Genomic DNA, 15,778 nt, shown 5'->3' with positions numbered 1-15,778 from the left:
TTAGATTGGTTGCGGGAGCAGGATTTGAACCTACGACCTTCGGGTTATGAGCCCGACGAGCTACCATGCTGCTCCATCCCGCGTCCGATATCTATCTGTTTTACTTTACTATTTTGCTTTAAATTGGTTGCGGGAGCCGGATTTGAACCGACGACCTTCGGGTTATGAGCCCGACGAGCTACCATGCTGCTCCATCCCGCGTCCGTCTTCAAAGCGGGGCAGACTATAACGGCAGTGCCCTTGCAATGCAAGGACGAAGATTGAAAAAGGTGGTGAACGCTTAAATATAAAGCGGGATGGGCGGCATTCATACTATTTACGTATAAGTTGGGGATTTTTCGTCAATTATCTTAGGCCAAGACAGTGACTAAATGGGGCTTTGGCTAATAACTGTTTATCTTTTATGTATCCGAGCAGGTATAATGTCGCTTTGATTTTGACTGCGTACTGATTATCCCATGCTTAATTTTTTTGCCGCCGCCCCTAAGGGCTTTGAATATAGCTTAGCCCAAGAGCTGACAGAATTTGGTGCGACTGAAGTAAAAGAGAGTGTTGCTGGTGTGTATTTCACGGCCTCCTTAACTTTAGCGTATCGCATTACTTTATGGACACGCTTAGCCAGCCGCATTGTGTTGGTTATCTATAAAGGAAGCTGCGAGTCGGCAGAACAACTCTATAATGCAGCTTATTGTGTTGATTGGCCGGCACACTTTTCCAATAAAAGCACTTTTAGTATCGATTTCCATGGTACGGGTGGTTTTCTTAATAATACCCAGTTTGGCGCCTTGAAGATTAAGGATGCGATTGTCGATCGTTTCCGCGACGATGATATTGAGCGTCCGAATGTGTCTCGCGTTGATGCTGAGTTTAAAGTCGATGCGCATTTCCGTAATGGCGTGATCACGATTGCGATGAACTTCTCTGGTCCATCGCTTCATCAACGTGGCTATCGTTCGACCACAGGTGAAGCGCCATTGAAGGAAAACTTAGCCGCCAATATGCTCGTACGCAGTGGATGGCAAGCGGCGCCTTCGACCTTGCTCGATCCTTTCTGTGGTAGCGGTACAGTGCTGATTGAAGCGGCGTTAATGGCGGCTGATATTGCCCCTGGTCTGCAACGTAGTCGTTTTGGTTTTGAACATTGGCGTCGCCATGATAAAGCCGTATGGCAAGAAATCGTTGAAGAAGCGAAAGCGCGTGCCTCATTAGGCGTGAAACGTTGCGAGATTAAATTCTACGGTTCTGATATCGATTCGCGCTTAGTCGCGTTAGCGAAACGTAATGCCGAAAATGCCGGTGTACTGGAGTTAATCGAGTTTCAAGTTGCAGATGCTTTAACGATAGCGCCGCCTGCGGAAAGCGGCTATTTGATCACTAACCCACCTTATGGTGAGCGTTTAGGCAATGTGTCTGAGTTATTGCAGCTTTACTATCAGCTGGGCGACAAGTTTAAGAAAGAGTTTGGCGGCTGGAAAGTGGCCATGCTGTGTAGTGATATCGAACTGGTGTCATCGCTAAAGCTTAAAGCCGACAAACAGATGAAGATGTTCAACGGCGCGCTTGAATGTGCTTTTAACATCTACACCTTACATGCCAACAGTACTCGCCGTGATACGCCAGTGCTACCAGATGGCGTCGACATTGCCGATATCGCCCCTGCTTTTGCTAACCGCATTAAGAAGAATGCCAAGTTATTAGAGAAATGGGCGAAGAAAGAAGGCATCGACAGCTATCGTATTTACGATGCCGACATTCCTGAATATAACGTCGCAGTAGATAAGTATTTAGATTACGTGATTATTCAAGAGTATATGGCGCCAGCGACCATACCTGAAGCCGTGACTAAACGTCGTTTAAGCGATGTGTTATTAGCCCTGCCGTCGGCTATTGGCATCAACCCTAACAAGATGATCATGAAGACGCGTGAGCGTCAAAAGGGCACGAGTCAATATCAAAAGCTGGATGAGCGCAAGTTAGAGCTTATCACTACCGAATATGGCGCTAAGTTCAAGTTGAACTTAACCGGTTATTTGGATACAGGTTTGTTCCTCGATCACAGATTGACACGTCGTTTAGTCGGTCAAAAGTCTAAAGGTCGCCGCGTACTGAACTTGTTCTCTTACACAGGTTCAGCTTCTGTGCATGCAGCGCTTGGTGGTGCTAAGTCGGTGACGACGGTAGATATGTCCAATACCTATATCGCTTGGGCGAAGGACAACTTTGCGCTCAATGGCCTGCAAGGTAAGCAGTATGAGTTTGTTCAATCTGACTGCATGCAGTGGATTAGGGATTGTAATGAACAGTACGATCTGATTTTTATCGATCCGCCAACCTTCTCAAACTCTAAGCGCATGGAAGATTCGTTTGATGTGCAACGGGATCATGTGAATTTACTGTCATCCTTAGTGAAACTGCTCAGCCCAACGGGCGAGCTAGTGTTCTCTAACAATAAACGTAAGTTTAAGATGGACATAGAGACGCTGACAAAGATGAACATTAATGTGACAAACATTGATGATGTGACTTTGCCTATGGACTACAAACGTAATCCACATATCCATAATACCTGGCTTATCACCCATGCCTGAGTTGATTCAAGCAGAGCGGGATAACAGGACTTATCTGCTATATCACACCGATGGCTGCCATCTGTGTGAACTGGCCGCGGCGTTACTGGACGCGGCCGACATTGGCTATCGAGCCATAGATATATGTGACGATGAATACCTCGCGCAGCGTTATGGCGTATCGATTCCAGTGCTTAAAGCCTGGGATGATAGGGAATTACATTGGCCATTTAACGCAACGCAATTACAAGAGTTTACAGGAGCTTAGTTTGAGTCTGGTTCGTATCAATAGTGGCTCTTTAGCCTATGGTTACACTCCGTTGTTACAAAAAGCGGATTTTACTATTCAACGCGGCGAGCGCGTGTGTATTGTTGGCCGTAACGGTGCTGGCAAGTCGAGTTTATTAAAAATCTTATCCGGCGATGTGTTGTTGGACGAAGGCGAGTTCAACATCGCTGGTAATGTGACCGTGAGTCGTCTACAGCAAGATCCACCTAAAGCTGAGCAAGGTACGGTATACGCGTATATTGCGGCAGGGTTAAAGGAAGTGGGTGAGGCGCTTGAGCGTTATCATCAACTGTCCCACGATGTCGCCCATGCCTCGCCTGAGCAAATGGATCGTATGCTGAATGAGATGCAAGGTCTGCAAGAAACCTTAGATCATTATAATGGTTGGCAGCTCGATTCGCGCATTCAACAAAACTGCGAATTATTAGGACTCGATCCTGATAAATCCTTGAGCGAGTTATCCGGTGGTTGGCAGCGTAAAGTGGCGTTAGCCAGAGCACTGGTCAGCGAGCCTGATCTCTTGTTACTCGATGAACCAACCAACCATTTAGATATAGACACCATTGAGTGGCTTGAAAAGTTCTTACTCGATTATCAAGGCGCTATCGTCTTTATCAGTCACGATAGGGGCTTTATTGCCCGTATGGCGACGCGAATTGTCGATTTAGACCGTGGTGTCGTGACCTCATGGCCTGGCAACTATCAAATGTACCTTGATGGTAAGCAAGAATGGCTGCGGGTTGAAGCTGAAAAAAATGCCTTGTTTGACAAACGTCTCGCCGATGAAGAAGTGTGGATCCGTCAGGGCGTTAAAGCTAGACGAACCCGTAATGAAGGCCGAGTGCGTGCGCTAAAAGCTCTACGTGAAGAGCGAAGTGAGCGGTTAAACCGTCAAGGCAATGCTAAGATGGCGGTATCGGATACCGAACGCTCTGGTAAGTTAGTGTTTGATGTAACCGATCTTAACTTCAATCTGCCCGATAAAAATTTGGTTAAAAACTTTAATACCACAGTGATCCGCGGTGACCGCATTGCGCTGATTGGCCCGAATGGTTGTGGAAAATCAACCTTGATCAAGCTGTTAATCGAAAAGCTGCAACCGCAATCGGGCGAAATTAAAGTCGGTACTAAGCTTGAAATCGCTTATTTCGACCAATATCGTGAAGCCTTAGATCCTGAGCAAACCGTTGAAGATAACGTTGGCGAAGGTAAAAAAACCATCACGATTAATGGCCAAGACCGCCATATATTAAGTTATTTGCAGGACTTCTTGTTCTCACCTATGCGTGCCAGAACCCCTGTGAAAGCGCTGTCGGGTGGTGAAAAAAACCGTCTGTTACTGGCTAAGCTATTAATTCGTCCAGCAAATTTAATCATACTCGACGAACCGACCAACGATCTTGATATTGAGACCCTAGAATTGCTAGAGTCGCTGCTCACTGAATATCAAGGCACACTTTTGTTAGTGAGCCATGATAGGGCATTTATCGATAATACCGTCACCAGTAGTTGGTGGTATGCGGGTAATGGCCATTGGAGCGAGTATGTGGGTGGTTATCAAGACGCTGTGAATCAGGGGGCAAAGTTTTATTCTGAGGAACCTCGTTCGCAAAAGGCGGTCGAAGCTCCTGCGGTTGCAACGAAAGCGGTTGAAGTTAAGGCTGCAGAACCTGCGAAATCGGTAAAAAAACTGTCTTATAAGTTACAGCGTGAGTTAGAGTCGTTACCCACTGTGATGGAGCAATTAGAGGCTGAAATTCTCGCATTGCAGACGAGCATTGGACATGCAGACTTTTATAGTCAGGCGCAGGATAAAGTTAATCTGGTATTGAGCCAGTTGGCGGATAAAGAAAAGCAATTGGAAGTTTGCTTCGAGCGTTGGGAAGAGCTTGAGTCACTGAAGTAAACCAATAATAAAAATGGGAATAGAATTAATGAAGTCAAAGTTGGATAAAGCCCTTTCCTTGGTTGCCCTAGGTGTCCTTGGTGTATTAAACAGTGCCCATGCTGCACCTGTCTATGAAATCGTTAATATCGATAATTTTGATCTGCAAGGTACCCTTGAAGGTACTCGTAGTGGTTATGCCTTAGGTGTGAATGGCAATGATGAATTAGTCGGTATTTCAAAGGGCAAGAAAAAACTCAGCAGTTCAGATGTTGAAGGTGGCGTTATTGATGTTGCCGATGGTATCGCGCCAGAAGAAACTATTACGTATTCGATAGATAAAGCCATCATTGCTAACAACTTTGCCTTTGTTGCTAAGGAAAATGACGAAACATCTAACCCTTGGTTACCTACCTTTGACAGCATTAATGGCACTAAACCGCCAAGTGATACGGCTGTGATTAATTCAGTTGATACCTTTTATTACGGTATTAATGATGCAGGTATCAAAGTGGGCAGCATGACTGCACCTGAAAAGAAAACAGAGAATACAGCAACTACTGATGTAACAGATGATTACTGGTATTACCGTGATTATGAGTTTCGCGGTGTCGCGAAATCCGGCCAAACAGAAATTTCTTTACCGCCGCCTTATACTAAATTTGTTAATGCTGACAATACTAAAACAGCTGAGTTAGGTGGATGGTCGGCGGCAACAGCCATTAATAACAATAATTTAGTAGCGGGTTATGTTAGTACCGATATCAGTAAATATGGTAGCGATCGTGTCAATTATTGTTTAGGTACAGATAATACTTTGCCGTTGGATGTTTGCGTACAACGCGAGCAATACCCAAATAGTACTGGTACACGTAATATTCAGTATCAGACTCGTGGCTATGTATGGCAAATCGACAACAATGTTGCTACAGGCACTGAGTTACCTTTAGGCCTAACGCCTGCGACTGACAATACCTTGACCTTTACCGCTCAAGCATTGGGTTTGAATGATAATGGTGTCGTAGTGGGTCGCTCACATGTTTATCGTGGTGGTGACACCAATAATTTGCGTCAAGATGCAGCTTATTGGGCTAAAGATACTGAAGGTAAATACCAATACCATTGGATCCCTATGGTCGATTCGATTTCTAGCTCTATTGCCTATGACATCAACGATAGTGGTATTCTTGTCGGTAGTTATCGCAGCTATATTCAAGGTTATTTGCGCGACAAGTTTTTCTATTTTGATACGAATCAAGCTGATGCAACAATAGTAACCCCGAATGATTTCGCCGCTTCTACAACGGATCTTTCGAGTAAACCGAAGAGTATCAACAATAAAGGCCAAGTTGTAGGTTATATTGAGACAACATACGATAAAGAAAAACCCCGTCCTAAAGCCGGTTTCCTGTATGAGAAATCAACTGGTGAGTTTAGCAATCTTAATAAGTTGTTGACCTGCGAATCTAAAGGCTATGAAAAAGCCAGCGATGGTAGCTGGGCACGTCATCAAGTCGAAGTTCAAGATGGCTCGGGTAAAGTGCTTCAATATAACGCCGATATTTTAGTTGTTGAAGGTACAAGTATTAATGAGAATGGTGCGATTGTTGGTACAGCTTTCATTCGTAAACCTTCTTATCAATTTGATGCTAATGGCAATGTAGTTATCGGTGAAAATGGAATGCCATTATTTGAACTTAATGGTAATGGTGATCCTGTTACAGCATATGTTCCGCGTATGGTCGTGTTAAAACCGGCCTCTAGCGGTGAAGCTTGTACTGTTGATGACAACACTGATACTGGCAATTACGAACGTCAAGGTGCAGCAACCCTAGCTTGGTTATTTGCCTTGCCATTAGTGTGGTTCCGTCGTCGAATTCGTTAAATTTTAAGCTTCAATTCAGACTTAAAAAATCGAGGCAAAATGCCTCGATTTTTTTTAATCATGATCTCAATAGTTTAATAAATAGTCGATAAAATGGACGATTTTTTGATTGATCTTGGCGTCAAAAAGCACTATTCCTATGTGTGAAGCTTTTGCTTCTATTTTATGTAGAACAGAGGACGCTTGCATGAAAAGACAAAAACGAGATCGTTTAGACAGAGCTTTTTCAAAAGGATTCCAAGCTGGGGTTGGTGGACGCTCTAAGGAGCTCTGTCCATATGCAAATCTTGATTCGCGATCGCAGTGGTTAGGTGGTTGGCGTGAAGGTGTGGATGGCCGAGTTAATGGGCTATTTAATAAATAATTGAGTTTTACCTCATTAATTAAATAGCCCAGAATAAGTAAAGTAATGCAGCATATTGCCCTCAGATGAGGGCATTTTTATATCTGCAGTACTTATATCTTCAGTGTTTTGGAGTAAGGCGGATTAGAATGTAGAGGTATCGCTAAAGACACCGACTTTAAGATCGGTTGCACTGTAGATCTGACGGCCATCCACTTCAAGAATTGCATCGGCAATGCCCATTACCAGTTTACGGTGAATAGTACGCTTGATATTGAGCTTGTAAGTGACTTTCTTCGCGCCAGGTAATACTTGGCCAGTAAACTTCACTTCACCGACACCTAGTGCACGCCCTTTACCTTCAGCGCCTTCCCAGCCTAAATAGAAGCCAACGAGCTGCCACATGGCGTCTAGGCCTAAACAGCCTGGCATCACAGGATCGGTAATGAAGTGGCAGTCGAAAAACCATAAGTCTGGATTAATATCGAGTTCAGCGACAATTTCACCTTTGCCAAACTCACCGCCATTATCATTAATAGTGACGATTCTATCTATCATCAGCATGTTATCGACAGGTAGACGAGGTGAGTTTGGACCAAATAATTTCCCATGGCCACAGGCGATGAGTTCTTCTTTATTGAAACTGTTTGCTTTATTCATTGTTTTACTACTCCAGCAATAAGAGCCGCCAAGATTAGCGAACACGTGTAAGCTAAACAACTCCGATCAGCTAATTAGCGGCGAAAAAATCCCAATTTTGCGAGCAATCTTGTGATTAGACCGATTTCCTCCTCTCCATTTCCTGCGAGCTTATCTAATCGTTCCTGTACGAGGCCGTATAATGAATCATGAGGGAAATCATTATCTTCATCGGCAACACCCGCGGGCATTTGCATTAATAGCTCTACAGCCTGATCCATATGCTCAATGGCATAGATATGAAACAGTCCTTTGCCTACAGCTGTAATCACTTTGGGATTAAGATTTAGCTGTAGCACGTTCGACTTGGGCATAATAACGCCTTGTTCTCCGGTAAGTCCGCGGCGCTCACACAGATTAAAAAAGCCTTCAATCTTCTCGTTGATACCGCCAATCGCTTGCACATTACCAAATTGATCCAATGCGCCGGTAATCGCCAGTGATTGAATAATGGGCTGCTCGGCAATCGCCGACATCAAACAACAGTACTCTGCGAGTGATGCACTATCGCCATCAATTTCTTGATAGGATTGCTCGAAAACGATATTGGCGTTCAGATGTAAAGGTGCGTCTCGTCCAAAGATACGGTATAAACAGGCTGAAAGGATCATCATGCCTTTGGCATGTATATTCCCGCCAAGTTCAGATTTTCTTTCAATATCGGCTACTTCACCATCACCGTAGTGAACCGATGCCGTGATCCGCGCAGGTTCACCATAGCTATAATCGATAGCATCAATCACAGTTAAGCCATTGATTTGGCCAACCATAGCACCCGAAGTTGGCAGATTTATGAAATTGTCATCGAAGCTTTGGCCTGAATATTCTTCCGAACTGTTATGACGATAGTTGGCTTGGGTTAACGCGTGCTCAATACTGCTTGCATTGATGCTTGGTTTACCACGGTAGGCTTTTGCTTGCACCATGAGTTGGGCAAACTCGAGCATAGACAAACTGAGACGACGTTGATGTTCGGTTAACCGTGCACTATAACGAAAGAGTGGCGCTAAACTGGATTGTTCAAGCGTGACATCCACGCTTTGGGCAACCGCTTGCAGCCATGTGACGTATTGTGACTCTTTATAACGCACCAAGTCGATTTCGCTGGCGAGTTCTGCTAGTAGTGTAAAGTGACGTTGAAATTGCCAATCCTCTGTTCTGACTTGGCTATAAATCATCCCAGCACCAACGAGGACAATCTTACAGTTCAGTGGAATAGGACTTAGGCTGCTGCTAATTTGATATTCTTTATGGGTAAGGATTTGCATCACTAATTCCCATAAACCTTCACGTTTCCACAGTGACTCGGCGCAAATGAATACATAATGGCATTGGGCTAGGGCGCCAGCTTTATACTGACTCGTTGTCCCAGTTTGCACCATACGGCCAACTAAATCAGCGCGGCGAATATTACCACTAAGGTAGCAATAGTGAGTGGTTTTCTCGGCAATACTTCCTTGATTTTCCAGTGGCTTATCGGACTGCCACTGAAATGTTACCGCCTTATCAATCGGACGTGTCGCCACTAAATACGCAGGGGATAGAGGTGCTAGGCTATCGATACAAGCTTTGATGATTAACTGGCGGTCAATACTCGGGAAATCGGCTAAATATAAGTGTTGATCGACAACCGCTTGGTGGAGTTTAAACGCATCCACAGTGCGCTCTTGCCCTAAGAGTAATGCGCTTAGATTAGCATCCGTTTCAGAAAGGGTTGGCAGGCTAAATTCAGGTGCGAGTGAAGACGTGGGTATCAAGAGTGAATTCATATAAGCATTTACCGTGAAAAGTTACAGTGATTTTACCATACCAAGACGACAAGTCTCTCACTGTATAGGTGTTTTTACGTCTGTTTGCCCGATTATTCGTTAAAACGGGTGATGTATTTGCCGTAAAAAACACCTGAGTGGATATAAGTTGAGCATTTGATTCGAGAATTAAAAATTGAGGTTTACAAGCTAGCGGTATGCTTATATTATTTTCGGCGTTCGGAGGGGTGGCAGAGTGGTTTAATGCACCGGTCTTGAAAACCGGCGTGGGTTTATAGCCCACCCAGGGTTCAAATCCCTGCTCCTCCGCCATATTTTACAAAAAAGGCCATCAGTAATGATGGCCTTTTTTGTTTGTGTGATTTGAACCAAGGTTCCTCATTCTAAGCGCAGCTCCTGCGCCATATTCAGGAGATAGGCTATCAGCAATGGTGGCCTTTTTTGTTTATGCAATTTGAATCCCATGTTTTCATTCAAAGCTGCGTTACTGTGGCTGATTAGCGGCATTTTAGTTCACTCTTTCTATTTATGGTCTACACTCAAATCCGTGGCCAACTTAATGGTTTTTATGGCCTTTAAAATTTGCACTAGGATGGTGCGACGTATGATTCTCGACAATCTTGGGTCATACGGCCGAGCAATTCTCCCATCTGGGTGACTTATTTTAAGTAGAGAAAGCTATGTGGTTACCAACACGTATTTCGCAGCGGCTCACTATGGGCAGCATAGTGCTGCTTTTACTGACCGGACTTGCTGTTTTTGGTGTGATGTCACTTAGGGGGCAACCTCGAGTAGTGGCGGCGAGTCAAGAGTTAATCGAGCAAACCGGTAGCAGTATCGTGAGGCAACTCGCGCTCAAGCTTGCAAGCATTGAGGGTATTACTTTAAGCCTTGCACGCCTTGCAGAAGTGCTACCCCACGAGCAAGCTCTTTATCTTAATTCCTTACCTAATCTAATTGATAACAATGGCGATCTCACTATTGCAGGCGGTGGGATCTGGCCAGAGCCAGATAAATTTGTCGCTGGCAGCACCCGTCACAGTTTTTTCTGGGCCCGTGGTAGCGATAATTTACTGGCTTATTCCGATGACTATAATGCGCAATCTGGCCCTGGCTATCACAATGATCCTTGGTATACAGGGGCACGCACGAGTTCAGTATCCCAGTGCCTATGGTCTGAAGCCTATCAGGATACCGTGACGAAAGTGGCGATGGTGACATGCAGTGTGCCATATCGTCTGACGGGGACATTTGCTGGGGTCGCAACAATAGATTTAAAACTTGATGATTTAGCAAAATTTCTAACAGAACATGGCAATGTAACTGACGGCTATGCTTTTGCTTTAGATCAAGCGGGTAATATCTTGCATTTTCCTGAAGCGAATAAGTCCGACATTATGCTGCGCTTTACCGATCTCGTCGGGCAGTTACCTTGGCTTGCCCCCGTTGAAGCTGCGCTTAAACAAACCTCAATCAATAATGTTATTTCTGTGAGTTTAGATAAGGATGGAAGACTCAATCAGGCGAGCGAGGTAAGCCTGTTTGTGATGCCTGATACCGGGTGGGTGATTGGTCTTGTGACGCCAAAGACCCGAGTCACAGGGCTTGCCCGTGAGCTGACCTTTGATATTTTGTTGTTTTTATTGCCCTTGCTCGCCATTTTACTTTATTTGGCTTGGTTGTCGGGTAAAAAACTGTTGGCGCAACTTGAGGAAACCACAGATCAAATTGCTTCCCTTGGGAGCGGTAATTTGGGTGCCAATGTCGAACTGCAAATTCAGCGGGATGATGAAATTGGCGCTTTGCGTCGAGCAGTAAATACCTATGCGGGTACACTGAGGGCAATGTTAGATTTGATCACCCAAGAGGCGAAGAAAGTTCAGTTTGAGGCAACGCAATTAAGTGGTCTTAGCCATAGGTTAGCCCAACGTGCGGAACAACAGCGGCTCGAGAGTGCGCAACTCGCCGCGGCGATAACACAAATGTCTTCAAGCGCGATGGAAGTGGCAAATAACACTAATGATTGTGCTGCAACAGCGCAATCTTCTTTAATTGTGGTGCGCGAAGGGCAAACCCGAGTGGCATCCAGCAATGCTTCCATTGAGGCATTAGCGGGGGAAATCGCCAATGTAACCAAGGTGATATCCCAGTTGGCTCAAGATAGCCAGAAAGTGGGCGCCGTATTAGATGTGATCAAGGCGATTTCTGAGCAAACTAATCTATTAGCGTTAAATGCGGCTATAGAAGCAGCAAGGGCGGGGGATCAGGGGCGTGGTTTTGCGGTTGTTGCCGATGAAGTACGGACTCTTGCGGGGCGAACTCAAGATTCCGCCAATGAAATCAGTACCATGATTAACGCTTTGCAATCGGCTTCGCGGCTTGCGGTACAAGCGATGCAAACAGGTGAGTCCCGCACTGTCCACGCAGTTGCTGAGGCTGAGGGAGCGGCCAGTTCTCTATCGAGTACTGTACAAAGTTTCGATGATATTTCGCAGCGAGCCCAGCAAATTGCTTTAGCTGCTCAGCAACAAAGCCAAGTGACTCAGGAGATCAATGAGCTGGCGGTGAGGATTAATAGCATTAGTGAAGATAACTCACTTGATGCGACCGCACTCGATGCGTTAAGTCTTGAAATGCAGAAACTATCCGACCGTTTAATCAATATTAATCGAGCTTAAGCCTAATATCCTGATAAAAAGTTATGTAGTGGATCGCCTTGTTAGTGGTGCTTTAACTGACCGGAAATTCAAAGCATAAGTCGAATTACGCGATTTTTTAAGCAAATTGGATGTAGATTGACCATGTGGATTGCTATTTTAAATTAAGAGTTTACAGCGGAGTAGGAGATAGCTATTATCTCGCTTGTTCGGAGGGGTGGCAGAGTGGTTTAATGCACCGGTCTTGAAAACCGGCGTGGGTTTATAGCCCACCCAGGGTTCAAATCCCTGCTCCTCCGCCATATTTTACGAGAAAGGCCATCAGTAACGATGGCCTTTTTTGTTTGTGCAATTTGAACCAAGGTTCCTCATTCTAAGTTCAGCTCCTCCGCTATATTCACGAAACAGGCCATCAGTAATGATGGCCTTTTTTGTTCGTGCAATTTGAACCAAGGTTTCTCACTCTCAGCCACAAGTTTTCTGTTTTTGCTTTGAAACACGTTTTTTAATCAAAAATTGAATTTGAAATAACCAATTAACACGATTAAGTATAAATTTAAGTTTACAGTGGCAGTAGAGATCGCTATTATCTCGCTCGTTCGGAGGGGTGGCAGAGTGGTTTAATGCACCGGTCTTGAAAACCGGCGTGGGTTTATAGCCCACCCAGGGTTCAAATCCCTGCTCCTCCGCCATATTTAGTCAAAATGCCGCTAAGCAATTAGCGGCATTTTGCATTTATATCGTTTGAACCCTTGGGTTCCTGATTAGAAGCGAAGCTCCTCCGCTATATTCACAAAAAAGGCCATCAGTAATGATGGCCTTTTTTGTTTGTGCTGTACTACCGATCCAACAAGCATTTAAGCTGATAGCGCTTTGTGTATTGCTTCGTTTTTAAACGCTTTTTATTGGTATGCTATTCTGGAGTCCTTTCTTTAAATATCATCTAGTTAACAATGTTGAATTTATGCTTTGCGAAATGGGGTTGTTGGGCTAAATTAGCCTTATGAACTCGTTATCCGTTTGCTGTGTTGCTTTATTTAACGCACGGAACGAGCTGAAAATAGTAAAAGGTGGATAAAGTTGATTTCGATATATTTGGTTGACGATCATGAGCTTGTGAGAACTGGGATCCGCCGTATCTTAGAAGATGAACGTGGGATCAAAGTGGTGGGCGAAGCCCCTGATGGTGAGACTGCGGTGCAGTGGGCTCGCCAAAATGAAGCCGATGTGATCTTAATGGACATGAATATGCCAGGAATGGGCGGACTGGAAGCCACTCGAAAAATTCTACGTTATCAGCCCCATGCTAAAATAATTGTGTTGACTGTGCACACGGAAGATCCGTTTCCGAGTAAAGTTATGCAGGCTGGCGCTTCGGGTTATTTGACTAAAGGTGCAACGCCACCGGAAGTACTGCAAGCGATACGTCAGGTCTCTCGTGGCCAACGTTATTTATCCCCTGAAATTGCCCAACAGATGGCGCTGAGCCAGTTTAATCCCGCCGATGAAAACCCGTTTAAGTCTTTGTCTGAACGTGAGTTACAAATCATGTTGATGATCACCAACGGCGAGAAGGTAAACGATATTTCTGAGCAGCTGAACTTAAGCCCTAAAACCGTTAATAGCTATCGCTATCGTTTATTTGCCAAACTGGGGATCAGTGGTGATGTTGAGCTGACGCGGTTAGCTATTCGCTATAAGATGTTGGATGCTGGCCATTTTTAATGGAAAGTGGATTGCGTTGGTCGATGACTTTAATCTAGCGAGTTCTTGGGTTATATGTTCCTATGTTGTTTGTGTTAAGTCTCCAAAGTTGTGGGTGTAAGTGATGTCGAATGAATTTAACGCCCAAAGTTTTTTGCGTACAGTTTCGTCCTCCGCTGGGGTTTATCGCATGTATGACGTCAAGAATGACGTCATTTATGTGGGTAAAGCCAAAGATCTCAAAAAACGGCTCGGCTCGTATTTTCGTAAAAATCTAGGCAATGTTAAGACCCAAGCCTTAGTCTCGCATATACACCATATTGATGTGACGCTGACCCATAGCGAAACCGATGCGCTATTGCTTGAAAATGATTACATCAAGCAATACATGCCCAAATACAATGTGTTATTGCGTGATGACAAATCTTATCCTTACATACTGTTAAGCCAGCACGAACACCCAAGGCTTGCTTATCATCGTGGTCCGCAGCGGGAAAAAGGCCACTATTTTGGCCCTTATCCTAATGGCGGCGCGGTACGTGAAAGTCTGCATTTAATGCAGAAGCTGTTTCCAATTCGTCAATGTGACGACCTTTACTACAAGTCTCGCTCACGCCCCTGTTTGCAATATCAGCTTTCCCGTTGTAGCGCACCCTGCGTGGGTAAAGTCAGCAACGCTGATTATGATGAGCAAGTAAAACTCGCCAGCCTGTTTTTAAAGGGCAAAGATCAGCAAGTGATCAGCGCCTTGGTTAACAAAATGGAGCTTGCGGCCGAGCAACAAGCCTATGAGCAAGCTGCACGATTTCGCGATCAGATCATGGCGCTGCGTAAAGTCGCCGAACAACAGGAAGTCTCGAATAATAAAGGCGATATGGATGTCATCGGTGTGCATTATGCGTCGGGCATCGCCTGTTTCCATTTGCTGTTTATCCGCGAGGGTAAAATCTTTGGCAGTCGCAGCTATTATCCTTCCGTGCCCGCCCAAACCGATATGGACGAAGTGCTGCGCTCTTTCATCCTGCAGTTTTATTTAAATGCGGATATTCAACGCACTATTCCAAAAGAAGTGGTGATTAGCCACAACTTTGAAGAATTGAATGAACTCGAAGCGGCAATTTCAGAAGCGTTAGATAAAAAGTTTTCGATTAAGACCAATGTACGTGCCGATAGGGCGAGCTTCTTGCGGTTAGCCGTGACCAATGCGACCAATGCTGTGGTTACGCGCTTGTCCCATAAAAATACGGTCGAGCAGCGTTTTGTATTACTCGAAGAAATCCTTGAATTGAGTACGCCTATTCAACGGATGGAATGTTTTGATATCAGTCATACCATGGGGGAGAGCACGGTTGCCTCCTGTGTGGTGTTCAATCGGGAAGGGCCGCATAAAGGTGAATATCGTCGCTATAATATCGAGGGTATTACACCGGGCGATGATTACGCGGCAATGAAGCAGGCGGTAAGCCGACGCTTCGATAAGATTGAGGCGGGCGGTAAAATCCCTGACATTCTGTTTATCGATGGTGGACTCGGGCAGCTGCGTATCGCCCAGAAGATAGTGGATGAAAAGTTTGTCCATTTGGATAAAGCGCCGCAGCTTATTGGGGTGGCGAAAGGTGAGGGCCGTAAACCTGGACTCGAAACCTTGATCTTAGGAGATACCGAAACCAGCTTTTCCCTCGAAGGGGATTCGCCTGCGTTGCACCTTATTCAACATATTCGTGATGAATCCCATCGATTTGCAATCACTGGCCACCGTAATCGTCGCCAGAAAACCCGCAATACTTCCACATTGGAATCGATTCCTGGAATTGGTCCTAAACGTCGTAAAGCTTTGTTGCAGCATTTAGGTGGCTTGCAAGAAGTGAAAGGAGCAAGTGTGGCGGAATTAGTCAAAGTACCAGGGATCAGCATAGAAATGGCACAAACCATTCATGATGCATTGCGAGGGTGATAAAATTAAGGCAAGATTGGCGCTGC

General features: G+C 45.0%; 10 protein-coding genes and 5 tRNA genes. 11 read left to right on the top strand and 4 right to left on the bottom strand.

The window, feature by feature from the left end; all coding sequences use genetic code 11:
* Positions 1 to 6: 6 nt before the first annotated feature.
* Both Q4Q52_RS11745 and Q4Q52_RS11740 read right to left on the bottom strand, forming a co-directional pair.
* Positions 7 to 83 (bottom strand) — tRNA-Met (locus Q4Q52_RS11745).
* A 41-nt stretch (positions 84 to 124) separates the two neighbouring features.
* Positions 125 to 201: transfer RNA gene (locus Q4Q52_RS11740), tRNA-Met, on the bottom strand.
* Positions 202 to 458: 257 nt separating this feature from the next.
* Here Q4Q52_RS11740 and rlmKL point away from each other — a divergent pair.
* From rlmKL to rmf, 5 genes are all read left to right on the top strand, one after another.
* Entirely contained in the window at positions 459 to 2,588 is a 2,130-nt protein-coding gene (gene rlmKL, locus Q4Q52_RS11735) for a bifunctional 23S rRNA (guanine(2069)-N(7))-methyltransferase RlmK/23S rRNA (guanine(2445)-N(2))-methyltransferase RlmL (RefSeq protein ID WP_311990691.1), read from the top strand.
* A complete protein-coding gene (locus Q4Q52_RS11730) occupies positions 2,581 to 2,835 on the top strand; it encodes a glutaredoxin family protein (RefSeq protein ID WP_311990690.1) in 255 nt (84 codons plus the stop codon). Before rlmKL ends, Q4Q52_RS11730 begins: the two co-directional genes overlap by 8 nt.
* Before the next feature lies 1 nt (position 2,836).
* The gene (locus Q4Q52_RS11725) at positions 2,837 to 4,762 is read left to right on the top strand and encodes an ABC transporter ATP-binding protein (protein ID WP_311900187.1); all 1,926 of its coding nucleotides are present in this window, start codon (positions 2,837 to 2,839) and stop codon (positions 4,760 to 4,762) included.
* Between the two features lie 28 nt (positions 4,763 to 4,790).
* Complete coding sequence (locus tag Q4Q52_RS11720) at positions 4,791 to 6,626, top strand: DUF3466 family protein (protein ID WP_220590500.1); 1,836 nt, start codon at positions 4,791 to 4,793, stop codon at positions 6,624 to 6,626.
* 187 nt (positions 6,627 to 6,813) lie between these two features.
* Positions 6,814 to 6,990: a ribosome modulation factor gene (gene rmf, locus Q4Q52_RS11715; RefSeq protein WP_006082074.1), complete on the top strand. Its 177-nt coding sequence runs from the start codon at positions 6,814 to 6,816 to the stop codon at positions 6,988 to 6,990.
* A gap of 123 nt (positions 6,991 to 7,113) precedes the next feature.
* On the opposite strand, the gene fabA is transcribed toward rmf, so the two are convergent.
* Both fabA and Q4Q52_RS11705 read right to left on the bottom strand, forming a co-directional pair.
* On the bottom strand, positions 7,114 to 7,629 hold the full coding sequence (fabA, locus tag Q4Q52_RS11710; RefSeq protein ID WP_028759638.1) for a bifunctional 3-hydroxydecanoyl-ACP dehydratase/trans-2-decenoyl-ACP isomerase: 516 nt from the start codon (positions 7,627 to 7,629) through the stop codon (positions 7,114 to 7,116).
* A 74-nt stretch (positions 7,630 to 7,703) separates the two neighbouring features.
* Complete coding sequence (locus tag Q4Q52_RS11705) at positions 7,704 to 9,437, bottom strand: AAA family ATPase (protein WP_220590498.1); 1,734 nt, start codon at positions 9,435 to 9,437, stop codon at positions 7,704 to 7,706.
* 221 nt (positions 9,438 to 9,658) lie between these two features.
* Here Q4Q52_RS11705 and Q4Q52_RS11700 point away from each other — a divergent pair.
* The 6 genes from Q4Q52_RS11700 to uvrC all read left to right on the top strand — a co-directional run bounded on the left by Q4Q52_RS11700 (position 9,659) and on the right by uvrC (position 15,752).
* Positions 9,659 to 9,749: transfer RNA gene (locus Q4Q52_RS11700), tRNA-Ser, on the top strand.
* A gap of 368 nt (positions 9,750 to 10,117) precedes the next feature.
* Positions 10,118 to 12,115, top strand: a complete 1,998-nt coding sequence (locus Q4Q52_RS11695; RefSeq protein ID WP_311990689.1) for a methyl-accepting chemotaxis protein — start codon at positions 10,118 to 10,120, stop codon at positions 12,113 to 12,115.
* A 190-nt stretch (positions 12,116 to 12,305) separates the two neighbouring features.
* Positions 12,306 to 12,396: transfer RNA gene (locus Q4Q52_RS11690), tRNA-Ser, on the top strand.
* Positions 12,397 to 12,695: 299 nt separating this feature from the next.
* A tRNA-Ser gene (locus tag Q4Q52_RS11685) sits at positions 12,696 to 12,786 on the top strand.
* A gap of 388 nt (positions 12,787 to 13,174) precedes the next feature.
* On the top strand, positions 13,175 to 13,819 hold the full coding sequence (gene uvrY / locus Q4Q52_RS11680) for a UvrY/SirA/GacA family response regulator transcription factor (protein ID WP_006082070.1): 645 nt from the start codon (positions 13,175 to 13,177) through the stop codon (positions 13,817 to 13,819).
* A 103-nt stretch (positions 13,820 to 13,922) separates the two neighbouring features.
* Entirely contained in the window at positions 13,923 to 15,752 is a 1,830-nt protein-coding gene (uvrC, locus tag Q4Q52_RS11675) for an excinuclease ABC subunit UvrC (protein ID WP_311990688.1), read from the top strand.
* Positions 15,753 to 15,778: the final 26 nt, after the last annotated feature.

This window comes from Shewanella sp. SP1S2-4, from assembly GCF_031932075.1.
Classification (GTDB): Bacteria; Pseudomonadota; Gammaproteobacteria; order Enterobacterales; family Shewanellaceae; genus Shewanella; species Shewanella baltica.
The sequence above is the reverse complement of the archived record's forward strand: the minus strand, read 5'-3'. Positions and strand labels throughout refer to the sequence as shown.